A 25321-nucleotide genomic window follows, 5' to 3' on the forward strand; every position below is an offset into this window, starting at 1 on the left:
ATCCCTACAAGCCTTCAGTCAAACGTTTTTGGACTTTTTGAGATTTCTCAAGGTCATCGAACCAATACTCATCGAGCAAAGGACCTATCTCTGTTGCTACCACTTCAACGAACCATTCTTTAGCATCTGTGATATTCATACCAACGGCTGGTGTGACATAACTATGACCTATTTGAAATTGAGCGCCAAGACTAGGATCTTTAGTAATCTCATCATTCAAAGCACTAATTCGCTGCTCAATATTATCTAAGAATTCTGAGTCAATACCATTCTTATCTCTTAACCAATCACGCCAGGCTTTACCAAGTATCGGTTCAAGATCGATAAAGGCAAAACGGCGACGCAAGGCCAGATCAACCAATGCAAGCGAGCGGTCAGCAATATTCATTGTGCCGATGACATATAAATTACTAGGTATATAAATACGTTCACTAGCAGTTTTTCTATAAGACAGTTCTAACGCTTCATCTGGCGATCTTTTATCGGCCTCAAGTAACGTGAGCATCTCACCAAATACTTGAGCCGGATTGCCTCGGTTAATCTCTTCGATGACGATGACATATTTTGACTCAGGATCATTTATGGCAGTTTTAATCACTTCCATAAAAGGACCATCTACCAATGTCAGCTTGCCCTCGCCTGATGGACGCCACCCGCGAATAAAATCTTCATAGGATAGGTTTGGATGAAACTGCACAGCTCTTACCTTACTGTCATCACGTTGGCTAATTAGCGCAAAGGCCAGTCTTTTAGCAAGCCAGGTTTTGCCAGTACCGGGAGGACCCTGTAGTATAATGTTTTTCTTAGCTTGAAGACGCTTAAGTACCATCTCAATCTTAGATTGAGGTAAAAAACACCCGTCAGCTGTAATATCATCAATAGAGTAGCTGTCAGGAGCTACCAGTGTATCAGTCTCAGAATATGTTACGCCATCAAGACCATTGAGCAGATCCTCACTTAGTAAGCGATATACTCCCTTACTAAGTGACTTCATTTCTCCATCTTTGACCATTTTGTTTAATAGATATTTAACATCTCTTTCAATATCACTGTTCTTAGGGTATCTTTCTTTAATATCATCAGTAAATCTTTCTAAAAACTCATCTATCGTAAATTCATAAGTCTGCTTTTCATCACAAAGCTGTTTTACTTGAGAGGGAATCATCTCTTTCCAATTTCTCTTGATTGATTTCTCCGAACTATCTGGCTGATACTTATATGCTGCAAGTGAGAGCTCTGGAAAAGAGTGTACAGGATAGCTGTCTTCTTGAAATCTAGCTTCTATACTATCCATCAACTCTAAATAATCATCAGAACTACAACGTTTATTAGAACCAGTGGTATTAATCTCGATGTTAAGTTTTTTGTTAATATAGTTCTTGGATTGACTGTCTAAAGTTAAGAAACTCCAGGGGCGGATCCAATAAAGCCCCATAGTGAGGTTCCAAGCCACACCATATACTTCCATTGCTGTATCATAAGCATCGGCAAAGCGGGCAAAGACTTCTTCACCTTCACCTCCATCTTCTAAATCTGCAAACGAGATGCCACGTGCAAAGACTTCCCATAGATTATCTATATCGTCTGACTGACGCTTATAGCTATAGCCAAAAAACCAGGTTGACTGATTATTAACAAGAGGAATGCCATCAAACGACCTTGGCACTGGCTCTGACACTCCAATCAGATCAGCTAGCTCTTTAGCAATAATTTTTCGGTTTTTATCAGTCAGACCACGATTAAAGATAGCAAAGACTGTAAATGGACATATATCTTTTAATGGGCCCCCTACAACACCCTCCTCATACTGATCATTAAGAACAGACATAGCGTCTACTTTTTCAGAGATCTTATGAATACCGGCTACGAGTTCCTCGCGGCGATAGCGGAAGGCAAGAAGTTTATTCGCAAACTCTTCATAAAACCTTGTCCAGCCAAAAGAAGAATTTTCTTCCATATTATCTCCAAACCTTTCACGCCAATATGGATCGTTGCGAAACATGTCAATATCCTGAGCTTTGCCATGAAATGCGAAATCTATTAAACCAACTCTTATCGCCGTTTCAGGAACAACCCTCCAAACTGTATTGCGACTGGTGAAAAAATACCACTCCCTTACAGTAGTCTCTTCATCCCAGTCTACTTTAAGGGTTTTACCATCTCCTAGGTTTTCTACTACGGTACCTATCGCTTTGATTGCCATCACAGAAACAGTATGACCTCGATTATCAAAAGGCAACCCTCTTTTTCGAGTATAAGCTGACTTGATAGCAATTTCTTCACCAGCCTTCATAAACTTTATTGAGTCAATCGGTTTGGCTTTAGGATGTAACTCCCAAATACCTTCTTCAATAAATCGCTCAGTATGGTCTTTACCATCGTATGTAGAACCAACAAACCAATATGATTTAGAACTATCTATTTCTGAATTTTGACTCATTTATTCACCTATATTTAAACTTCATCACTTTATTATAAAGAATTGAACTGGTTTGTATGTTTTTTAACCAAAATACCCATTTTTGGTGGAGATTAAACTGTTTTTGAACGTTACTCTATTAATCATAGTCAGTAAGCAAATGGCTATGGAATCTAAACTTAATATTTAATGGAGTAACAACTATGAGAGTTTATATGAGTAATGGCGGACAATGTGCTGGCTGGCCAAGTACAACAGGCAACCCCTCAGGCGGTGGTCGGGATAACAACCCACCAAGTAAGTAAATCAACTAACAAGAAGGTAATTACAATGTCTAAGAATACAAAACCTCGTCCTCAATACCCAAAAAACAAACCTAGTATGCAACCGTTTGAGAAGTCAGGCAAAGGACGTAGCAATAAACAAACGTCTAAATAGTGCACAGTCTCTTTTTTCATTTCAAGTCATGCGCTTAATGGGCATGGCTTGCTTTATTAAATACTGTGACCACTGAATGCGTTCCGCTCTTATATTTTTATCTATCCTTAACTCATAATAGTCTGTTATTGATTCCCATAGCCCATAATAATCGTCATAGGACACACAACTTTGCTCTTTATTTGCTTTGTTGCTTTTATCCGTATGCTCATAAATGTTTTGAAAAAAGGCATAAATTAGCCATATAAAGCCCTCCGCACGAGGAGGCAGACCTCCAAGGTCATTAATGTCATCCGTTTTTATATATGTGATCATCGACTCTTGCCAGCTTGCCAGCGTTTCATTGACCTCATCTTCCTCAGAGCCTTGGACACCAACAAACCAAAAAACGTCTTCAAGACTGAGCCAATTTCGTTTACTGTCGCGTTCGCTTTTTTTATAGATGAACTCATCTAGCCTGCCTTCCTCATCTTCTACCTTCCAATCGATCTTATCTCGAATACCATACAAACTTGTAGGCATTGTCTTGTGCTTCTGAAAATACAAGACAGTTAGTAATAAATGAATAAATGATCGAGAGCTACAGGTAAAGGGACTGCCATTATGATTGATTAAGTGATAGTTGTCTTTTTCATGATTATACTGCCACTTATCTGGGTCTAACTTTTGCATAAATAACCAGCCTAGACTGATCGGTGCAACTTTTTCTGAATAGGCTGCATGATGAACACAAGCATCGAGATGTGCGATAAAACTCAAAACTAAGTGCAGATAAAACGATTCTGCAGACATGTTAGTATTTAGCTCACTATCTTCGTACCCAAACGTCTCAAACATATAGTCTTTAAAGTCTATGATAAGCTGATCATGTAGTTTCTGACTTAAGCATGCGTCTATAAGCTTCGTATGTTTTAATAGTTCAGTTGCCGTTTCAGCACCAAATGAGCGTAATAGACCTTCATAAGGATGATTGGATAACTCACCTTTTTCAAGCTTGATATTATTCATACCAATGTGTGAGTATGTCTGCGTAGTTGCCAATTCATTAAAAACATGAGCGAACTGAATTTTCTGCCTATAAGGTTTTTTAGATATATTTTTAGTTGCTTGTTTGATAAGACGTTTGCCCTCGGGCAACCCTTTCATCAATAAGTAAGTTGGTAGCATATTATATGCATAACGCTGCTTTTCATCGTCGGTGTCATAAACATCAGTACTATTGTCTAGCATAGCTAATATATCTCATTATAGGGGTTAAGCACTTTTCCTCATAAGCGCTCAACTCAATAAACTGACTGAATCAGCTCTTGTGTGATCTCAGTGTTTGGTTCTAACATATCATCAGCAAGACGACGCTTACTAGATAACAGCTTATCCAGTTTGATTTCAAAGGTTTCAAAATCCTGTGCTGAGATAGACGGATAGTACACATAGACCTCTTTATCTTGTCCAATACGATACGCCCTATCTGTCGCCTGGTCTTCTTTAGCGGGGTTCCAGCTCCTTGTATAATGAATCACATGATTTGCCTTTTGAATATTCACTCCGAAGCCAACTGCCACCGTGGATAAGATAATTGCATTAAACCCTTCTATTTCTTGAAACTTATCAATAGTTGCTTGCCGAGTTAACCCTTTTTTACTGTCGGTATTTGTGTCGCCGTTTACAGTCGTCACATTTAAACCATATCGCTCAAGTAAAAGTCGCTTTATAAATACTTGAATGTCTCTAAACTCAGTAAAAATAATAACCTTCTCATTTTTTTGTTTTATGAGCTCTAAAGTCTCTATTAGCCATTTAGCTTTAGGCGAGTCATTGATCGTTGCTTGCTGATGTAGCTTTAAGGGATGGGCACAAATCATCCGCATATCATGCAGCGCCTTTAACATAACGCCTTTATTGCCTTGCTCAGATAGACTCTGAGTGTCATTAGATACTTGCTTATATAATGTGCGTTGTAACTGTGAAATTGTAATATCCTTACAATCATCAACCTCGTGCTTCGCGGGTAACTCAGCGACATCGTGTTTCATACGTCTCAATACTTGCGGCTCAATCAATTGACGAAGATGATTTATTATTGCGCCATTCTCATCCTCTTTTTTCTCAATAGGCCGGCGGTACTCTTTGTTAAACTCAGTTAAAGAGCCGAGCAAGTTTTCTTGTATAAAATCAAATAAGCACCACAGATCTACCAGTGAGTTTTCTACAGGTGTGCCGGTACAAGCAATCTTAAAGTCAGCTTTTTGTGCTTTAGCAGCTTTTGTCACCATAGCAGTAGGCACTTTAATTTTTTGTGCCTCATCGCAGACCATAACGCTCCAGTCCACTCTCCCTAAGGAGAACTCAAGATCTCGCATGGTTTCATAAGTGGTGAGCACAATATCTGCACCGCCCAACCAATTATCTTCAAGTAGCTTTGTAATGCCATAATCATCTCTTAATTGAGAAGATATTAGGTGCTTAGGTATTTTTCGCTGTTTTAAATTATCACCATATAGACTCAACACTTTGCCAAACTTGGCACTAAAAAATCGATTGATTTCAGACTCCCAGTTTTCTAGCAATGACACGGGCGCTACCACTAACGCAGGCTTTTTATCTTCTGTTGTTTCTAGGATTTCTCCGATAAAACAAAGTAACTGCAGCGTTTTTCCTAGCCCCATATCATCGGCTAGCAAGCAACCACTCACCTGCATCGGTGCATACTGATATAGATTTTGTAGCCAAGCAACACCATACTCTTGATGCTTTTTTAAACTAAACTCTTGGTTTCTAAAGCTTGATGGCAGTCTCGCTTCTAGACAGTTTTTTTCATTAAGGCTTAGGACTTCAGCTCGCTGTTTAGTAAAATCCGCCTCATCAATATTATTGGCAATCAATAAGGTGGACTTTTTCTTTTTTTCAGCTGCCTCTGGTTGCTCTTGCTCAGTATTACTCTCAGCTGCATTCTCATTTTTTGAATCACAAAGCTCATTTAGTAAGCGCTTTGCTTCGTCTAATGAAATAGATATATCGCCCTCTGGATGACATACAAAGCCTGACCCTTCTAATTCTGCCTGCTCAATGTGCTGCTTAAGCCGTTCAGTAGTAGTCTCAATATCATTGTCAGCAGTCAGCTGAGATAAAGTAGCGGACTCTTCAATAAGGTTCTGTGGCAACCATTTTGACTCGCCACTGTCCTTTTGAATGGCTTCAGAACTCAGCTTTTCGGCTTCACCAATACCAATTACTCGAGCGCTGTAATTATTTAAATCTAGTACATTTTTAGCTTGTAAATCATCTTCATACTGCTGAATATTTTCTAGATCATTTTTAAGCGCGGCTACTTGATCATCTAAATAGCTGGTTCTATCGATGTTATAGCCCGCCCATAGAAAAATAGGAGATTTTTTCTCATAAGCAGCTATAAAATGCTTAGCCTGCACTACATTGGAGAGCGCTAATAAAATAGGATCTGCTTCTCGATCTGAGTTTTCATGCAGTGTCAGCTGAGCTGAAATAAAATATGATGATTCATCGTAAGCTTTATCTATACTCATACGATAGCTATAGATTTCTGCGTCTTCTTTTGATTGCTCGAAACTCTCTGAAGATATGACTTCAACTGCGTCATCACCTAACTGAGAAAAAGGGTTATGCAAAAAAGTCTGTGCACGCTCACCAGCGATGCGCCGATTGGGCATTTTTTTGATTTCACTGAGTACGCTTTTGACTTGTGGCTCGATAATGACATGCGCTAGACCGCCTTCTGGCAAGCTGATTGTATATTCACTTTGAACGTCATTATAGCTATCGAAAGTTTGCAGCCAGTTTGCAGGTGCGTCTTTAAAGTCAGGCTGTACTTCAACTATCGATTCTGTGCTCACTAAGTTTTTACGAAGATTAAGTTGCAGCTCTTCTGGGGCGAGTACGATAGTTTTACGTAAAAACTCATCTAAATTGGCTTCACTTTTATTTGCTAGACTACGTATCTGTGCCCAATACTTTTGATTTAATGCTTTGTTCTTATCCGTAATACGAGAGAATGCTTTAATCTTTTCAACCAGTTTCCAGGCCGACTCATTTAATAAATATTCTTTGCCAGCAATACTAACAATAGCGCCTTCTCGTTTGACCGACCCTTTAAACTTAATCTTATTTTTATCACACCAGCCGTCAAGAATGATTTGGAAATCTTTGTCACTTAGACCCTTTTCACTACGGATGACCGGATATAATTCACTTGATGGTGGCAAGTTAAGCCATTCAATGGCATTACTGTCTATAGTATGTTCAGGGTCTTGCTGTATCTCAAAAAGCGCTTCCCATGGCAGTACATAGCCATCATCTGATTGATAAGCGAGCTCTTCATCTGCCAAACTCTCCCAATAAAAGTCGGCATCTGTTTTGGCTACCAATTTATAGTTATGCCTTAAACCAATATCATCATATTGCAGTGGCGCAGACTCGACACTATTGACTACAGTTTCTGATGTTGCGGTCTGCTTGTTTTTATTTTTTTTCCAAAATGCTAGTTTCATAACTGCTCTCTAATGGCGCCTTTTATATTTTGGACTAGCAGGTTGATTAGAAAAAACTCCCAATTCAGCGAGTTTTTCATCAAATCTTGCCTCCCAATTTCCTGAATGACTCAAACTCATCCCCCGACCAGAATCACTTTTAAAGATTGAGTGTTGTTTACTTTTTAATTCATGAACCGTGATATTTTTTTTACTAAGATTGAAAGGTAAGTCACTATATCCATAGCAGGCATTCCCAGTATCTGAAAAATCAACAATATGGACGTTATCAATTTTTAATAAAAAAGCATTATTACTAGGGGTAGAGCCTATAAGACTTTTCAACCTACCGCGGTTAAGTTCTATAAACTTTTTATGTGCCGGACTCCGAGATTGCAGAGCTGCTGTTCCTAAAAATATCTGAGAAAAAGAGATTTTATCAATAAACTTAATCCAGTAGTCAAAGCGATCCCTATCGGCTGTATGACTAAATAATTTAAAGAACGCTTCTAAATCTGCTCTGACGAACCATTGAATCACCATTTTTTTGGTATCCAAGCTGACGTTACGCCAGCCTGCCGATGAGTCGTATTGAGGATTACCCCACTGCGTCAGAGAGACGCTCTTTAAAGCTTCATGTACTATTGTACGCTTTGAGGTAGTTGCATAACGTTCAAGTAACGCTTTTAATATGTCTTTGGTATAGATTGGGTTTTGTTCTAATAAGCGCAGAAAGCGAGGGATGACTTTAAAATAGTCGTCCTCTTTCATCGTTTTAACCGACTTGATAGATGAGCTTACTAAACTATCCCAAAACCAACTATTCGGTGCGATACTTAGGCTTTCTAGCTGATTGCTTACTCTGTCCTCGTCGCTATTATGTAAAAAATTACGAATAAACTTTTTGGAAGGGTCTGCTGATAGGAGTTCAGGATGGTCGGTTAACGTCGTTAGCCATTTTTTGGGCCGTGTGGTGGTTTGAAATAAAGAGGAGCGGTTGTTACTTAATATGTTTTTGAGCTCAAGCCAGTTGTTGGGACGTTTATTGATCTCCTCTTGCTCTACTGCAAAATAACTATAAAGCAAAGGGAAATAAACGGCCTTAAGCAATTCAGGCTGCATGTTCTTAAACTGATTAATTAGTTTACTACCCACAAAAGTAAATAAAATTTTATCCTCATAATGCGGCAATTTTTTGCTTAGTGACCATGCAAGATTCTTCCAGTCACGTTTAGTCAGATAGTCTATGCCAGACTTTTCTAACTTTTTAATAGAATTGATAATCTTTTCTTCAACAGGCTGAGCATTTTCCATATCATCAAACCTACGCTCAATGATATCTAAGGTTTTTATCAATTTATGCGGTCTAGCAAATTTGTTTTGTGCTTGAGCAGGCTCAGAAAACCTCTCGACGCTCACGTTTAGTCTTTGCTTTAAATAAGCGATACTCATCACATCTACCTTGGTAACTGACAGCTTTCAACAGAAACGGCATCAAAGGTGGGTTGATCCTCGATATTCTCTGATTCTTTTAAACCGTAAAACTGCATCCGTAACTCGACCCGACGTGAAGCTTCTTTACTGTCTTTTGCAGCATTAAATGAAACCCCTCCAGCTAGGAACAGCTGTTTAATTTGATTTTTTTGCTCATCAGTCAGATTAAGATCTGGGTTGAATTGAGGATCGAGCAAACTGCACATAACCCATTCTGAGCGCCGCAAGCTTAAGTTTAGATTATATAAATACGAACCATCCGTATCGGTAAAGCCTTCAATCACAATTTGTTTGAACCACTTTTTACCATTTTCACTATTTGCAGCATCTAAAACGACGGGTACTAACGCACTTAATGCTTTTACACCTTCTGAATTTAATCGATAGTCATTGTGACCAAAACGACCTGCTTCACCAAAATTAATACGGTTTTCTTTACAGTCGACGGTAACCAGTTGATCTTTTAAAGTAGGGTCATCTTTGATACTGGTACAAATATCTAAAATCTCCGAGCTGCGTTCTTTCTCTGCTTGTGTGGCTTCATTGATCTTTTTGGTCACTACCATTAAAGACACCGCCATCACCACCAAAAACAAGGTCATAAGCGCGGTCATCAAGTCAGCAAATGATATCCAAAAAGGTTTCTCACCCTCATCTTTTGGACGGTGCTTTTTTGCGTACCTATTATTACCAAACATTAGCGATACACTCCAAAATTACACTCTGACTTTTTGGGTCAAATCTTCAAGATCTTCTACCACATTCCCTAGGCCTTCGACGCCCGTTGCAAGTCGTTTGACCGCTTGATCAAGTGTGTTATCGAAGGATAATAACGATTGGTTTAGGCTACTTTCAACAGAGCTACCAAAACTATCAAAGCTTTTCACCAATACATCGCTGACCTCTGTTAAGTACTCCTGCATCTCTGCCTTCACTTGATTAAGCGCAGTTGTCATGCCTTGCATATCGTTTAGCAGTTGACTTCTCATACCGGCCTCAGATTTTGACTGCTGAATGAGGCTCTCGAGCGTTTCGATGGCAAGATTGACGCTATTTTGAGAGTTCTTATAATCTCTGACCAACTCAATCAAGTTACTGCTGGCGTTTGTCATATTGGTTGAGGTGGTATTAACCTGTGCGATAAGTTCTGAGGATTTTTCAGTAACCGTATTCAGCGAGCTACCTGCTGTCGTAAACTGCTCGGACGCTCGGCGCATTTTTTCTGCGCCCTCGTTCATACCAGTGATACTATCGGTGGTGACTTGAGACAGTTTTTGAATGTTCTCTTTATGGGTCTGAACGGCATCTTGGCTTTGCGCTATCAGCTCTTTAATCTCGCTACCTAAGTTATCAATGAGTATTGATGACTGCTCATGAAGTTTTTGCTGATTGTCTGATATCAAGCGATCTTGCTCAACTCGCTGCTCTGCAACATTTTTTAGCAGACCTGACATGGAGGCGCCCAAATCTGAGACGAGCTCTGACATCTTAGTATTTAGCTGTTCTGCAGCTTGTAGTCCTTGCTCACTCATCTTGGCAGAGCCTGCAGATAGGTTTTCTACCATATCGTTCATTTGAGCTGCCATCTCGTTTTGCTTTTGATGGATATCCTCCATCATGTTTGTCATTTGCGTCTCTAGCGTCTTCGTTGATGTTTCACTATTGACTTGCATGTCTGTAATGAGCTGAGAAAATCCTGACTGCATCTCACGCATAGCGGTGACAGACTGCGTCATCATCTCACTCATACCCGTCATTTGGCTGCCAAATGTCGTTTCAAGCTTACTCATAAAGGCGGTCAATACATCAGTCATCAGCTCTTGCACGGCAGAGCCTTGATCGCCACTCACTTGCTGCACGCTGGAGGCAATCTTATCTAATGGGCCTTGTAAGTTGTCAGTGATAGACTCGCCTATTTGAGTTGCCATCGACTGACTGGTTTGCGCATAAGACTCACTCAAATGAGTCGCAAAAGCTGCCTGATTCTTTTTATTCTCTTCAACCAGATTGGTCATCATGGCTTTTAAATCATTAACCAGGCTGTCTTTGAGCTGGCGGGCATTGGCTTCGTTTGCTTCGGATGATTTAAGTAACTTTGCTAAATACTCTTCACCGCTGTCATCAGGTATAAAGGCGTTGTCAATGGCAGTATTTAGCCTTTGTAATTGCGCATAGCACTGTCTGAGCCATGACTTTTCACGCCATGTGATAACCATAGCGACCAGAATAGCTAACCCAGACGCCATGAATGCTTCAGCAACGCCAGTCAGTAGTAGGTTTAGACTGTCTTGAACCGTGTCAGGACTACCAGCAGGATCAAAGGCTAGTAGACCGATGAGCAGACCTGCAAAGGTAACAATAATACCGACACCCGTAATCATGCCAGGCAAATGCTTATAAAACTCTACCTTTAATGGTACATCTACAACGATGGACTCTGTAAAAAACGCTTCACTTGGCACAGTTGCATGCGAATGAACAACCCTATCTTCCCCATCTACCGTCTCATGAATATCATGGAAGGTTTTTTTGTAATTCGACCAAGCTTGTTTTAACGATGTATGACTACTAAACTTTTCATCTAATAAGTCTTTATTGACCCCAGATGTGTCATCAACCGCTTCTAGCTCCTTAGTTAATTGCAACAGCTTGTTATTTAGCGCTTTAGCAGGTTTAGTGTAATTTAAATAGAAGACTATGCCGACAATCACGACAAAAACCAAAATCAATGCTGGGAATACAAAATACTCCTGCGAGACTTGCGCCACTTTTAACCAAAAATCCATCGACACTGCCCACCCTATCAATAATTACAGACTGTAACTCACAAAAATACAATGGTAACATAAACAAATGATTAGAAAACTGTTGACATTAAACATCTATAAAAAACTAGACGATTCTCGGTACTTATAATTATCTATTATGAGTCAACATAGTGGCTAAAATGTGGCTGCCTTTAAAGCACCCTTGCCTCCTTACGACATTAGATGACGCATAGTATCTCCTCTGCTCTAAACATCCTTCTCATTTAATCGCACTGACTCTACACTAGACTCGATAATTATTAGTCGTTTAAGTCAGGCTATACAGTAAGCAAACAAGCAGTAATGTGCTACCATTCTTCGATATTTTTTCATTCAATAAAGCATTCTCTAAACATAAGATTTATAACTATGGCACTTAAGAAAACCGAGATTTATTCTACCCTTTGGGCAAGTTGCAATGAGCTACGCGGTGGCATGGATGCCAGTCAATACAAAGACTACGTATTGACCATGCTATTTATGAAATACGTGTCTGATAAATATAAAGACGATGCTTTTGGCGATATCCTAGTGCCAGAAGGCGGTAGCTTCGATGATATGGTGGCGCTGAAAGGTGACAAAGAGATCGGCGAAAAGGTCGATAAGATTATCGCTAAGCTGGCTGAAGCTAACGGTTTACGCGGTGTCATTGACGTTGCTGACTTTAACGATGAAGAAAAACTGGGTAAAGGCAAAGAGCATATCGACCGCTTATCGAAGCTAATCGGTATCTTTGAGGGATTAGATCTATCGGGCAACCGTGCTGATGGTGATGACTTACTAGGTGATGCTTACGAATTTCTAATGCGTCATTTCGCTACAGAATCTGGTAAATCTAAGGGTCAGTTTTATACGCCATCGGAAGTGTCACGTATTCTAGCGAAGATTATCGGCGTTGACGACAATACGCCACAAGACGCGACCGTATACGACCCTGCCTGTGGTTCAGGTTCTCTGCTACTAAAAGTCAGTGATGAAGCACCACGTGGCTTGACGATCTATGGTCAAGAGATGGACTTTGCCACGACCGCACTTGCGAAAATGAACATGATCTTGCATGGGGCGACGGGTGCAGATATCTACAAAGGCAACACCCTATCTTCCCCGCACTTTGTAGAAGGCAGTCAGCTTAAGACCTTTGATTTTATCGTGGCAAACCCGCCCTTTAGTAATAAAAACTGGACCAGTGGCTTAAATCCAGAGTCGGATGAGTTTAACCGTTTTACTTGGGGTATTCCACCTGAGAAAAATGGCGATTATGCTTTCCTTTTACATATTATCAAAAGCTTAAAAAGCACGGGCGTTGGCGCAGTGATCTTGCCACATGGCGTGCTGTTCCGAGGCAATGCCGAAGCGCATATCCGCCAGAACCTTATCAAACAAGGCTATATCAAAGGCATTATCGGCTTGCCAGCCAACCTCTTCTACGGTACGGGCATACCTGCTTGTGTCATCGTGATAGATAAAAACACTGCTGAGAGCCGAGCCAAAGGGGATGCGGGTCTATTTATGATAGATGCCAGCCGCGGCTACATGAAAGATGGTAATAAAAACCGCTTACGCAGCCAAGATATTCACAAAATCGTCGATGTCTTTAACTCTCAAATTGCTCTAGAAGGCTATAGCCGAATGGTGGAGCTGGATGAAATCATTGAAAACGACTATAACTTAAACATTCCTCGCTATATCGATGCCAGTATCGATGAGGATCAGCATGATCTGACCGCACATTTAAAAGGCGGTATCCCTGTTGCCGATATCGACTCTTTAGAGTCTTATTGGCAAGTACTACCTACCTTACGCCAGACGCTATTTTCTGAAATGGCGCATAGCCGTGATGGTTATCGTGAGTGTCTCGTGGCATCGACCGAGGTCAAAGCAGCGGTATTGGCTCATCCTGAATTTATCGCCTTTGCTGAGCAAAGCTTAACGCCATTTAATGACTGGTGGCAAGATATTGATCTTGCTAGCATTCAGCAGGGTGCTCGGCCCAAAGCCATTATTCATAAGATCAGTGAAGACCTGCTAGCACGCTACGCTCATGCCCCACTGTTAGATAAATACGACATTTATCAAATCCTGATGGACTACTGGAGTGAGCGCTTGCAGGACGATATCTATGCTATTAGCCAAGATGGCTGGAGTATCGGCAGTCAGCTACGCAAGCTAGTCGTGGCTAAGGGTGAAAAGCTGAAAGAAGAGCCTGATCTGATTATTAATAAGGTCAAATACAAAGCCGAGCTGATCCCGCCTGCGCTGATCATCGACCGTTATTATAATGATGAGCAAGCCCATATCGATACGTTACAGGCTGAGCTAGATACTGCTTCAAGTACAATAGCGGACTATACGGAAGAACACGGCGATGAGGAAGGCTTACTAGCGGATGCCGCCACTGACAAAGGCAGCTTTACTAAGTCCAGTGTCAACGCACGTCTAAAACTTGTCAGCGATAGTGATGAAAAAGACGTGCTCCATCAGTTGCTTTCTTATTTCGATACTGAGACCAAAGCCAAAAAGTCATTAAAAGAAGCACAAGATGCGTTAGACAAAGCGGTATTTGAGCACTACCCGACTTTGGATGAAAAGGCTATTAAAACGCTATTGATTGAGGATAAATGGCACGCCACACTACAAGGTCGTATCGAAGATGAGATTGAGCGTATCACTGCCCAGCTTGCTAACCGTATCAAGGAGCTGGATGAGCGTTATGCTGAGCCTTTATCGCAAATCGTAGACGAGGTGGAGACGTTAAGTCAAAAAGTACAAGCGCATCTGCAAGCGATGGGAGTAGCGTAATGAGTGAGGTTAAAGTACCTGAGGGTTATAAGCAGACTGAGATTGGCGTTATTCCTGAGGACTGGAATTTACTACTTGCTAAAGAAATGACCTCATTTATAGGAGGTTATAGCTTTAGTAGTAATTCAGCTCAAGATAATGGCATACGCTGGATAAAAATCGCAAATGTTGGCGTTAATAAGGTTAAATGGGATGCCAAATCTTATCTGCCCTACTCATTTTCAGAAGTGCATAGTAAATATCTACTTAAAGAAAATGACGTAGTCATTGCATTAACAAGACCTATTTTAAGTGAAAACCTTAAGATTGCCAGATTAAGATTATCTGATACACCTTCACTACTAAACCAGAGGGTAGCAAAATTAGAAGTGACTTCCAAAGGTGATATTAATTTTGCATATTATGCATTACAAACATCTAACTTTATTGCTGCTATGAACTTAGCAATGGCTGGTACTGATCCTCCAAATATAGGAACAAAAGCACTTAGTAAAATTCAAATTTTAATTCCACCCAAACAAGAACAAACCGCCATCGCCAATGCCCTATCTGATATCGATGATTTAATCGGGTCGCTAGAAAAATTGATTGCGAAAAAAGAAGCGATTAAAACGGGCACTATGCAGCAGCTACTCACTGGCAAAACTCGCCTGCCTGAGTTTACTACTCGTGATGATGGTAGCCTAAAAGGGTTTAAACAAACTGAGCTGGGACGGATCCCTGAGGATTGGGATTACCTAACTTTAGATAGTATGGCAAATGTAAGAGGAGGGAAAAGATTACCTAAAGGAAAACAGCTTGTTAAAGCTCAAACCAAACATCCATACATTAGAGTAGCCGATATGTTTATGGGTGGGGTAGATACAACAAACATGCTTTACTTGACTGAAGATACAGCACCACTAATTAAAAACTATAGAATATTTAGCAATGAGCTATTTATAAGTGTGGCTGGCACGATAGGTCTAATTGGTAAGATACCAGCTGAACTAGATAAAGCTAACCTTACAGAGAACGCTGATAGAATTTGTAATATACAAGGTGATTCTACCTACTTCCTATATTATTTAAGCAGTCAGAAAGTTCAAGATAAAATCCTCTCTCAAATCACTGTTGGCGCACAACCTAAACTTGCTATTCAAAGAATTAATAGTCTTGATATATTAAGTCCAAATAGTATAGAAGAACAAACCGCCATAGCTACTATTCTCGCCGATATGGATGCTGAGATTCAAGCAGTGCAACAGCGCTTGGAAAAAACCCGTGATATTAAGCAAGGCATGATGCAGCAGCTGTTGACCGGCAAAGTGCGGTTGGTGGATTAAAATTACGTAACCTCATCTCGATAAGATGAAGGACAATACCTAATACAATGAATGAAAAGGATTTTTGAATTAATGACTACTTTTGACTCCACCAAAATACTCCTTAGCCAACTACTTAATGACATCAAAACTGGAAAAGTCCAGTTGCCAGATTTTCAGCGTGGCTGGGTATGGGATGATGACCACGTCAAAGACCTACTGGTCAGTATTGCTCGCTCCTTCCCAGTAGGTGCCGTCATGCTACTCGAGACTGGCGGCGAGGTTAAGTTTCAGACTCGCCCTGTCGAAGGTGTCGAAAACTTAATAGATAAAAGCATAGAGCCGCAAAAGCTCATACTCGACGGCCAACAGCGTCTCACCACTCTTACCCAAGCGATAGGGCTAACGACGCCAGTACAGACCCGCACCAGCAAAGGTAAAAAAATTCAGCGTCATTATTATTTTGATATTCGTAAGGCTATCGAGTCCGAGGACTATATCGAAGACGCTATCGTCGCCGTCGATGAAAACAAGCAAATCAAAAGCAACTTTGGACGTGATATCGATATAGATTTATCCACTATTGAAAAAGAATGCGAGCACATGATGTTCCCTTGTGATCAGATATTCAACTCCAATGTGTGGCAGATTGAGCTGAGTAAATACTTGACTATGAACACTGATAAGCAAAGCGACATGTTTGTCTTTATGGAGTTTTTGACCAAGATCATTCACCCATTTACTACTTATCAGTTGCCCGTCATTGAGCTAAAAAAAGAATCTACAAAAGAAGCGGTATGCTTAGTTTTTGAAAAAGTAAACACAGGCGGCGTCCAACTTTCGGTGTTTGAGCTGATCACTGCAAGCTATGCCGCTGAAGGTTACAATCTGCGTGATGACTGGCTTGGATCAAAAGATCGCAATGTAGAGTCGCGTAAAGCTCGCATTGGCACGCAGTCATTGCTAAAAGGCACTGAGGCCACTGAAGTACTACAAGCTGTGACTATTTTGCATACTCATGATGTACGTCAAGCCGACATAGCAGCAGGTAATACAGGCAAGCAAATTCGTCCCGTGAGTGCCAAGCGCACCGATATGCTCAAGCTACCGTTATCTGCGTGGCAGCAGTATGCTGATAGTGTCGAACAAGGCTTTAAACAAGCGGCGCAGTTTTTGCGTAAAGAGTATTTCTATGCTCGTAGTGAGCTCCCATATCGCACCCAAATCATTCCTTTAGCTGCTGTTATGACCAAGCTTGGTAATCGCTGGCTTGAGCCGAGAATCCATGAAAAGCTGGCTCGCTGGTATTGGTCAGGTGTATTGGGAGAGTTATACGGGGGCGCTGTAGAAACACGTATCGCTAATGACTTTGAAGAGCTGCTACAGTGGTTTGAGGATGATAGCAAACTACCACGTACAGTGAGCGATGCTTTTTTTCAACCAGAAAGGTTACTTAGCTTGCGCTCGCGCAATAGTGCGGCTTATAAAGCTATTAATATCCTGATACTACGTGAAGGTGCCAAAGACTGGTTTTGGAATGCCACGATCCAAGAGCTAGATGCCGGGCAAGAACTTGCGCTTGATATTCATCATATCTTTCCCAGAAAGTGGTGTGAAGATCGAGAGCTAGATTACAAGATTTACGACAGCATTCTCAACAAGACCAGCATCTCATATAAAGCCAATCGTAAAATTGGTGGCGATGCCCCTTCCGTATATTTACCTAAAATTCAAAATGAAAAACAAGTCGGTCTATCAGATGAAAAAATGGATGAGCTGCTTGCCAGCCACTCATTATCGCCTGAGCTCCTACGTGCGGATGACTTTGACGGTTTTATAGCAGATAGGCGCAATCAGTTGATAGCCCTGATCACTAAAGCGATGGGCAAAGAAGTTGAAGAGCAAGGTGAGTATGAGTAATTCTGACAACAATATTTATGTATCACAAAGTCAGAATGAGACTAAAAGTACTGATTCGCATGGGCTACATGAGAAAATCATCAGTGTATCTGAGCTACTCAGTGAGCCAAGGCTAAGCATTCCTGATTATCAACGTCCTTACAAATGGACTGCTCAAAATGTCATGAGTTTATTTGATGACATTAGAATGCACAGCGACAAACCGGCTTACCGTTTAGGTACAGTGGTATTGCACAATAATACCGAAAAAAGCTCCTTAGATATTGTCGATGGTCAGCAGCGCACCCTTACTCTCATATTGGCTTTACTGGCTATCAATACTTATTGTCAACACAACGAAGAATCAGACGAAGTCAAAAGTATCAATAAGGTATTAGATGAGCTGCCTAAGAAGGTTCAGACTTTTATTAACAGACCTCAATTTAAAGATGATTTCTCACTATATAACCTATATAAAAATTATAAAGTTATCTCTAATATTATTAGCAGAGGCGACTTTATCCTTAAGCATATTCAGTTTTTATTAACTCGATGCGAAGTAGTGATATTTGTATTAGACAAAGAGTCTGAAGCGTTTCAGTTTTTTGACTCTCAAAACTCACGCGGTAAAGACCTTTACCCTCATGATCTATTAAAAGCGTTTCATTTACGCGAGTTTAAGACTGATGATGAAGCATTAAGAATAAAGACTGTCGATTACTGGGAAAATCTAGATGATGACAGACTGGACAAGTTATTCTCAAATTATTTATATCGTATTAGACGCTGGTCGCGGGGTCAGTCAGCGCAGACATTTACTAAAGATGATGTCGTAGAGTTCAAAGGCATTACTTTAGAGTCCAAGACACTTCCACCTTATACCAGACGCTTAGCCATCACTCACCACTATATTGATGACTATAACAACAGCGTTCATTGCAAGATCGCAGGCTCACCCACTGCTTATCCCTTTTCAATTGACCAAACCATCATTAACGGAAGACGTTTTTTTGAAATGGTGGCACATTATGATGCTCTGATAACCAAGTACAAAGCCATTAATAATAGTCAAGCATCTAGTTCTGAGCACATCTTTACCCTGTTCGATCACGCCTTAAACAAGCGCGCCTCCAAAATAATAAATACTTTAGATTCTTATAATAGCTATCAACGAAGGCGTAAAGGCGACAAGCTGACCCGTAACGTCTTTGATAATGCATTAATTTATTATATTGACAAATTTGGCACAGAAGAGCTGCCACAGGCGGTGGAGCTGCTATTTGCGTGGGCTTATAGCATTAGATTAACAAACTACAGTGTCAGCCTAACTACAATCGATAAGCATGCCACAAAGAGTACAGGTATGTTCATGTGTATCAACGAGGCAACATTACCAAAGAACGTGGTTATCACTTCTATACCGTCTCTTAAAATTATTGAATTAGCCACTAATCAGAAGCCTGAAAGTGGTAGCGATATTTATATGTTATTTGATAGTCTCAACTATATAGATACGTCAGGAGCATAATATGACAGTGAATAACTCAAGTGTGAAAGTAAGCTCTTTGAATATCAAAGACTTGCTGACAGACGGCGATCAATACGTTATACCGATGTATCAGCGTAACTATGCATGGGGCACTGTTGAGATTGAAACATTAATTAAAGATATTATTGATGCTTATAATCGTAACCCAAGCTCAACCTACTATTTAGGTACTTTAGTTGTCTTTGATAAATCCAATACCAGTCAAGCGTTGTTTGAAGTGATAGATGGTCAGCAACGCTTAACTACTCTAACTCTACTGGCAGTATATTTACATCACCATCATCGTCAGTATTGCGACTCTTATTTAAAAAGCTTTAACCAGCCAAATTTACATTTTGAAAGTCGCCCACATTCGGCTTACACCTTATCTTTGCTTTATAACGATGAGTCAGCGCATTTTGTCCAAGATGCCTCTATGAATCAGTCTATTATCGACGGTTATGACATCTTAACCAAAACGATGATGCATCTTTTTGATAGAAATAATGGAGTTATAACCATCAATGATTTTTGTACCTTTTTATTCGATAAGGTAGAGATAGCAAGAGTTCCTGTTCCTCAAGAAACAGACCTTAATCACTACTTTGAAGTCATGAACAATCGAGGAGAGCAGTTAGAAAAGCACGAAATTATTAAGGCTCGGCTGTTATCAGTAATTAGCAGTGACGACTCTACCGATACAGAGCGAACACAACACTGCAAAAGCCTGTTGAATTTGATTTGGAATACTTGCAGCCGTATGGATAAATACGTACAGTATGGCTTTACAACTGATCTACGTAAAAAGGTTTTTTCATTAGACTGGGCACATTTTGAGCCAAAAGAATTCTCTGAATTGCTTAAAATTTATACTCAAGATTGCAACGAGCAAGCTGCCAAAAACAATAAAGACAAGTCTAAAACACACTCAGAAAAAGTAGAGGCTCAAGATACCATCAGCTTAAATGATATTTTATTTAATGATACTGTTGATATACCCACTGATCCAGCCAAAAAGAATAAGGGCGATGAGGATGACGAAACCTATTATAGCTTGATAGATTTTCCCAATTTTTTATTGCAGGTCCTAAGAGTACACGCGACTCAAAATCCAGCTAGCGATCTGACTGACAACTCCCAAATTGACATCGTATCGCTTGATGATAAGCAGTTATTGATTGAATTTGATAATCATTTGATTGGTTCTAAGGTGACCAATAAGGTAACTAAAATAGAGCATTTCCTTTACACCCTGTTGAAATCCAAGTTTTTATTTGATCAATATATTATCAAGCGTAATACAGAGTTTAAGAAAGGCTATTGGACACTTGAGCAGCTAATCAACGAGGCGTCAGGTCCTTCTTATAAAAAAAATATGCCAAAGGACTCAACTGGACCAGACTTAAATGCCAGTTTGGTTACTCTACAAAGCGCCTTTCATGTCTCTTCACCTACTCTAAATTCTAAATACTGGTTAAATGCCTGCTTGCAGTATCTCTATTTGATTTTTGATAAGCGTGAACAAGGTATCGATGGCAAACAATTTCTGAGCTATCTTGATGGGCTGGCTAAAGCATATATGCTTAGAAGATATATCGCTCAATCTGATCGAACCAAGCCTAATAATATCGTCAGTGATTACTTTCAAGAGTTTCGTCGACATATAAATGATAATAGCGAGACGACTTTGTCCAGTCCGTCGCTATTGCCTCAAATTATTGAATTTGAGAAATTGTCACAACAATTAGGATACCCTCACGTCAATATCTTTGTATTCAACTACTTAGATTACTTGATTTGGTTGAAGGGTAATATTAAATCAGATGATAAAAAGAAATTCAGACCCTCTACACAAGGTTCTATTGAACACTTTATTCCTCAGACCCCTATCCACAAAGATGAAAAAGTTGACGATAGAAGATATATTCATCGTTTTGGTAATCTTTGCCTTATAAACAGAGGCTTAAACTCCCGTGTTAGTAATCATAAGCCTTTAGCTAAAAAAGAACATTATGATGAATCATTTAAAAACCATATTGATTCTTTAAAGCTTTATAAGATGATTGAGACGCTGGAACAGCACAATGACGAATGGAATATAGACGCAATTACTGAGCATGAAACTGAAATGTTTAGCCTTCTTGAGGATGCGCTAGATATAAAAATTAGGGATAATAATAATGAGTAACGTCAACGACATAGAAAGACTCACGCAGAACCGTGTCGTACGCTTTTTCACCGACATACTCGGCTATCGCTATCTCGGCGACTTCAAAGACCGACCTAATAACAAAAACATTGAGTCCGAGATTTTAGCGGCGTGGCTAAGCTCACGTAACGTCAGCCGTACACTGCGAAATAGAGCCATTAACGCTCTAGAAAAAGCAGCCGCTCTAGGCAGTGGCGTTAAACTATACGATGCCAATAAAGAGGTCTATAGACTACTCCGTTATGGCATCAAAGAAAAAGAAGGCACAGGGGATCATAAAGAGACCATTTGGCTGATTGATTGGGATAACATAGAGGCCAATGACTTTGCCATTGCCGAAGAAGTCTCCATCAATGGCGAAAATAAAAAACGTCCTGACATCGTTCTTTATGTCAACGGCATTGCACTAGGCGTTATTGAACTTAAACGCTCTAGCATCAACGTCACCGAAGGTATTCATCAAAACTTAGACAATCAAAACAAAGAATTTATTCGTAGCTTCTTTAGCACCATACAATTGGTTATGGCAGGTAATGATACCCAAGGCCTGCGCTATGGCACGATCGAAACGCCAGAGAAATACTATCTAGAATGGAAAGAAGCTAACCCCAATCATACACCCCAGTCTGATACTAGCGTACCGACACATCTTACCTTAGCAAACGCTAACTTCACCAATCAGCCCTTAGACTTCCATCTGTATCATATGTGCAATAAGCACCGATTCTTAGACATCATTAATAACTTCATTGTTTTTGATTCGGGTGTCAAAAAGACTTGCCGACACAATCAGTATTTCGGGATACAGGCGGCAAAAAAACACATTGCACAGCGCAAGGATGGGATTGTTTGGCATACCCAAGGCTCAGGCAAAAGCTTAACTATGGTTTGGCTGACTAAATGGATACGGGAGAATGTCACCAATAGCCGTGTACTCATTATTACTGACCGTACTGAGCTTGATGAACAAATTGAAAAAGTGTTCTTTGGTGTCGATGAATCAATATATCGCACCAAGAGTGGTGCTGATCTTATTACCCAGTTAAACCAGCCTAACCCTTGGTTGCTCTGCTCCCTAGTTCATAAATTTGGGCGCGGCGGTGATGATGATAGCCCTGACAGTAAAGACACAGACGACTTTATAAAGGACATTCAAGCCAGCCTACCGTCAGACTTTAGCCCTAAGGGCGATTTATTTGTCTTCGTTGATGAGTGTCACCGTACTCAGTCTGGCAAGCTGCACAGCGCTATGAAGGCATTATTGCCAGAAGCTATGTTTGTCGGTTTTACCGGCACACCACTGCTTAAAAAAGATAAGAAGAAATCTATCGAAGTGTTTGGACCCTTTATTCACACCTATAAGTTTGATGAAGCAGTTGCTGACGGTGTGGTATTGGACCTCCTGTATGAAGCACGTGATATCGATCAACAGCTTACTTCCTCTAAGAAAGTCGATGAATGGTTCGATGCTCATACTCGTGGCTTAACCAATATTGCTAAGAGCCAGCTTAAGCAAAAATGGGGCACCATGCAGCGGGTTCTATCTAGCCAGTCGCGCATAGAGTGCATCGTCAATGACATCTTGCTCGATATGCAGAAAAAACCTAGACTTATGGACAGTCATGGTAATGCCATGCTGGTCTGTAGCAGTATTTATCAAGCCTGTAAATCTTATGAGGCCTTTGAGAACTCTTTCTTAAAAGGCAAAGTAGCAATTGTGACCAGCTACTTACCAACTGCAGATAGCATCAAAGGGGAAGAAACTGGCGAAGGCATGACAGAGAAGCTTTTTAAATATCGAATCTATCGCAGAATGATTGCTGATTATTATGATATTAGCGAACAAGAAGCAAGCTCTAAGGCCGAGGACTTTGAAAAGTCAGTTAAAAAACGCTTCATCGAAGAACCAGGTCAAATGCGCCTACTAATCGTCGTCGATAAACTGCTAACAGGCTTTGATGCCCCTTCTGCTACCTATCTATATATTGATAAAAAGATGGTTGATCATAATCTGTTTCAGGCCATTTGCCGTGTTAATAGACTCGATGGTGCAGAAAAAGACTATGGCTATATCATTGATTATCAGGATCTATTTCAGTCTTTAAACAGTACTATTTCTGACTATACGCAAGGCGCGTTCTCAAAATACGAAGATGAAGATATTGATGGGCTGTTAAAGAACCGCTTAACTGCGGCAAAACAAAACCTAGATGATGCCCTAGAGATGGTCAGAGGACTGTGTGAGCCTGTTAAATACCCTAGAAATACACAAGATTATGGCGCTTACTTTTGTCCTAGCGAAGGTACAACTGAGGCTGAAAAAATAGAAAAGGAACAACTTAGACTGACCCTGTACAAAAGCGTCTCCAAACTGATACGCGCTTACGGCAATATTGCCAATGAAATGGCGGAAGCGGGATATAGCGATCAGGAGATAACACGCATCAAAGACGATGTAAAGCACTTAGAGTCCGTGCGTAATAACATCAAGCTTATGAGTGGCGACCATATCGATATGAAAAGCTATGAGCCGACCATGCGTAGGATGCTAGACACTTATATTCATGCCACACCTAGTGAGACGGTTATCGACTTTGAAGATTTAGGACTCATTGAGCTTATTGTCAATCAAGGGCCTGAAGCTTTAATCAAAGCCATACCTGAGGATATAGCGAGCAACCCTGAAAACGTCGCAGAGACCATTGAAAACAACGTTCGCAAAACGATTGTCGATGAGAATCCGATCAACCCTAAATACTATGAGCATATGTCCGCCCTACTCGATGAGCTCATTGAGCTACGCCGACAAAAAGCCATTGCCTACGCTGAATACTTGCAAAAGATACGCCAGCTAGCCTCTAAAGTAATCAATCCGACTGGCACAGCAAGTGGTGACGCATATCCTGAGGCTATTAACACCCCTGCTAAGCGCGCACTATATGATAACTTGGATCAAAATGAGGACTTGGCAGATAAAGTAGACGCTGCTATTAGGCTCAATAAGCAAGCCGACTGGCAGGGTCATCTGATTAAAGAGCGAAAAATTCAGCGTGCCGTCCATCAAACTGTTTCTCAGTATCAGGTCGATGTCGATGTCGATGTCGATATCGAAGCGTTAATTAATTTGATTAAGGCACAGCAGGAATATCAGTGATTGTTAAGTCAACGCTTATTAAGATTGGCGAGTTAGATATATATTTAACTCGCAAGGATATTAAAAACCTACATATCAGCGTGATGCCACCTGATGGACAGGTCAGAGTATCTGCGCCTGATGCCATGACCGATACGGCCATTCGGATGGCTGTCATCCACCGTATACCTTGGATTCGGCGTCAGCAGGCAGCGTTTGCTAAGCAAGAGCGTCAATCTATAAGGGAGATGGTAAATGGAGAGACGCACTATCTATGGGGCAGGCGTTACCGGCTCGAAGTGATTGAGCTTGATGACCTAAAGTCTCAAACCGTCAAACTAAAAAGCGGCAAGCTTATACTAAGCGTAAATAAGGGAGCATCTGATGAAGCAAAGCTTAAGCTATTGTCTGAATACTATCGTGGCCGACTAAAAGCCAGAGCACCTAACATTATTGATAAATGGTCGAAGAAAACTGGTGTCACTATCAGCGATTGGCAGATCCAAAAAATGAAAACCAAATGGGGCAGCTGTAATATAGAAGAAGGAAACATACGGCTTAACTTAGACTTGGCCAAAAAGCCACTGCCCTGTTTGGAATATATCATCTTGCATGAATTGCTACATTTTAAAGAACGGCAGCACAATGATAGGTTCAAGGCTCTACTAGACACTTATATGCCCGATTGGCGATCTAGACGCGACTTGCTCAACCAGATGCCATTAGGTCAAGAGAACTGGAAGCATCAAGAGTAATGCTTTAGTTATAGACTAATGCTTAAGTCGGAGC

13 protein-coding genes are annotated in these 25321 nt (G+C 40.6%); 7 read left to right on the forward strand and 6 right to left on the reverse strand.

All coding sequences use genetic code 11. From position 1 onward, the window contains the following. Positions 1-4 precede the first annotated feature (4 nt). The 6 genes from Q0895_RS01335 to zorA form a co-directional block, all read right to left on the reverse strand. The gene (locus Q0895_RS01335) at positions 5-2440 is read right to left on the reverse strand and encodes an AAA family ATPase (RefSeq protein WP_299184927.1); all 2436 of its coding nucleotides are present in this window, start codon (positions 2438-2440) and stop codon (positions 5-7) included. Between the two features lie 438 nt (positions 2441-2878). Further along, the gene (locus tag Q0895_RS01340) at positions 2879-4087 is read right to left on the reverse strand and encodes a hypothetical protein (RefSeq protein WP_299184928.1); all 1209 of its coding nucleotides are present in this window, start codon (positions 4085-4087) and stop codon (positions 2879-2881) included. Between the two features lie 53 nt (positions 4088-4140). Further along, a complete protein-coding gene (locus Q0895_RS01345) occupies positions 4141-7380 on the reverse strand; it encodes a DEAD/DEAH box helicase (RefSeq protein ID WP_299184930.1) in 3240 nt (1079 codons plus the stop codon). Between the two features lie 9 nt (positions 7381-7389). Continuing rightward, positions 7390-8811 carry an EH signature domain-containing protein gene (locus tag Q0895_RS01350; RefSeq protein WP_299184931.1) on the reverse strand — a complete coding sequence of 474 codons (1422 nt, stop codon included), beginning with the start codon at positions 8809-8811 and terminating at the stop codon, positions 7390-7392. 5 nt (positions 8812-8816) lie between these two features. After that, positions 8817-9551 (reverse strand): type I Zorya anti-phage system protein ZorB1, encoded by a 735-nt coding sequence (gene zorB1, locus Q0895_RS01355; RefSeq protein WP_299184933.1) that lies wholly within the window; start codon positions 9549-9551, stop codon positions 8817-8819. 18 nt (positions 9552-9569) lie between these two features. Continuing rightward, the gene (zorA, locus tag Q0895_RS01360; RefSeq protein ID WP_299184934.1) at positions 9570-11639 is read right to left on the reverse strand and encodes an anti-phage ZorAB system protein ZorA; all 2070 of its coding nucleotides are present in this window, start codon (positions 11637-11639) and stop codon (positions 9570-9572) included. Positions 11640-12029: 390 nt separating this feature from the next. Here zorA and Q0895_RS01365 point away from each other — a divergent pair, with 390 nt between their 5' ends. The 7 genes from Q0895_RS01365 to Q0895_RS01395 all read left to right on the forward strand — a co-directional run bounded on the left by Q0895_RS01365 (position 12030) and on the right by Q0895_RS01395 (position 25287). After that, positions 12030-14459: a type I restriction-modification system subunit M gene (locus Q0895_RS01365; protein ID WP_299184935.1), complete on the forward strand. Its 2430-nt coding sequence runs from the start codon at positions 12030-12032 to the stop codon at positions 14457-14459. Further along, the gene (locus Q0895_RS01370; RefSeq protein ID WP_299184937.1) at positions 14459-15784 is read left to right on the forward strand and encodes a restriction endonuclease subunit S; all 1326 of its coding nucleotides are present in this window, start codon (positions 14459-14461) and stop codon (positions 15782-15784) included. Before Q0895_RS01365 ends, Q0895_RS01370 begins: the two co-directional genes overlap by 1 nt. 72 nt (positions 15785-15856) lie before the next feature. Next, complete coding sequence (locus Q0895_RS01375) at positions 15857-17683, forward strand: DUF262 domain-containing protein (protein WP_299184939.1); 1827 nt, start codon at positions 15857-15859, stop codon at positions 17681-17683. Then, a complete protein-coding gene (locus Q0895_RS01380) occupies positions 17676-19190 on the forward strand; it encodes a DUF262 domain-containing protein (protein ID WP_299184941.1) in 1515 nt (504 codons plus the stop codon). The genes Q0895_RS01375 and Q0895_RS01380 overlap by 8 nt, the downstream gene beginning before the upstream one ends. 1 nt (position 19191) lies before the next feature. After that, on the forward strand, positions 19192-21378 hold the full coding sequence (locus Q0895_RS01385) for a DUF262 domain-containing HNH endonuclease family protein (RefSeq protein WP_299184943.1): 2187 nt from the start codon (positions 19192-19194) through the stop codon (positions 21376-21378). Further along, positions 21371-24553 (forward strand): type I restriction endonuclease subunit R, encoded by a 3183-nt coding sequence (locus tag Q0895_RS01390; RefSeq protein ID WP_299184944.1) that lies wholly within the window; start codon positions 21371-21373, stop codon positions 24551-24553. The genes Q0895_RS01385 and Q0895_RS01390 overlap by 8 nt, the downstream gene beginning before the upstream one ends. Then, the gene (locus Q0895_RS01395) at positions 24550-25287 is read left to right on the forward strand and encodes a SprT family zinc-dependent metalloprotease (protein ID WP_299184946.1); all 738 of its coding nucleotides are present in this window, start codon (positions 24550-24552) and stop codon (positions 25285-25287) included. Before Q0895_RS01390 ends, Q0895_RS01395 begins: the two co-directional genes overlap by 4 nt. Positions 25288-25321 lie beyond the last annotated feature (34 nt).

The organism is uncultured Psychrobacter sp. (assembly GCF_947495825.1).
Classification (GTDB): Bacteria; Pseudomonadota; Gammaproteobacteria; order Pseudomonadales; family Moraxellaceae; genus Psychrobacter.

Coding starts and splice junctions, on each gene's coding strand:
- zorB1 (WP_299184933.1), bottom strand. CDS start 9,551: ATGTTTGGTAATAATAGGTACGCAAAAAAGCACCGTCCAAAAGATGAG.
- zorA (WP_299184934.1), bottom strand. CDS start 11,639: ATGGATTTTTGGTTAAAAGTGGCGCAAGTCTCGCAGGAGTATTTTGTA.
- Q0895_RS01345 (WP_299184930.1), bottom strand. CDS start 7,380: ATGAAACTAGCATTTTGGAAAAAAAATAAAAACAAGCAGACCGCAACA.
- Q0895_RS01350 (WP_299184931.1), bottom strand. CDS start 8,811: ATGAGTATCGCTTATTTAAAGCAAAGACTAAACGTGAGCGTCGAGAGG.
- Q0895_RS01340 (WP_299184928.1), bottom strand. CDS start 4,087: ATGCTAGACAATAGTACTGATGTTTATGACACCGACGATGAAAAGCAG.
- Q0895_RS01370 (WP_299184937.1), top strand. CDS start 14,459: ATGAGTGAGGTTAAAGTACCTGAGGGTTATAAGCAGACTGAGATTGGC.
- Q0895_RS01335 (WP_299184927.1), bottom strand. CDS start 2,440: ATGAGTCAAAATTCAGAAATAGATAGTTCTAAATCATATTGGTTTGTT.
- Q0895_RS01380 (WP_299184941.1), top strand. CDS start 17,676: ATGAGTAATTCTGACAACAATATTTATGTATCACAAAGTCAGAATGAG.
- Q0895_RS01365 (WP_299184935.1), top strand. CDS start 12,030: ATGGCACTTAAGAAAACCGAGATTTATTCTACCCTTTGGGCAAGTTGC.
- Q0895_RS01385 (WP_299184943.1), top strand. CDS start 19,192: ATGACAGTGAATAACTCAAGTGTGAAAGTAAGCTCTTTGAATATCAAA.
- Q0895_RS01390 (WP_299184944.1), top strand. CDS start 21,371: ATGAGTAACGTCAACGACATAGAAAGACTCACGCAGAACCGTGTCGTA.
- Q0895_RS01375 (WP_299184939.1), top strand. CDS start 15,857: ATGACTACTTTTGACTCCACCAAAATACTCCTTAGCCAACTACTTAAT.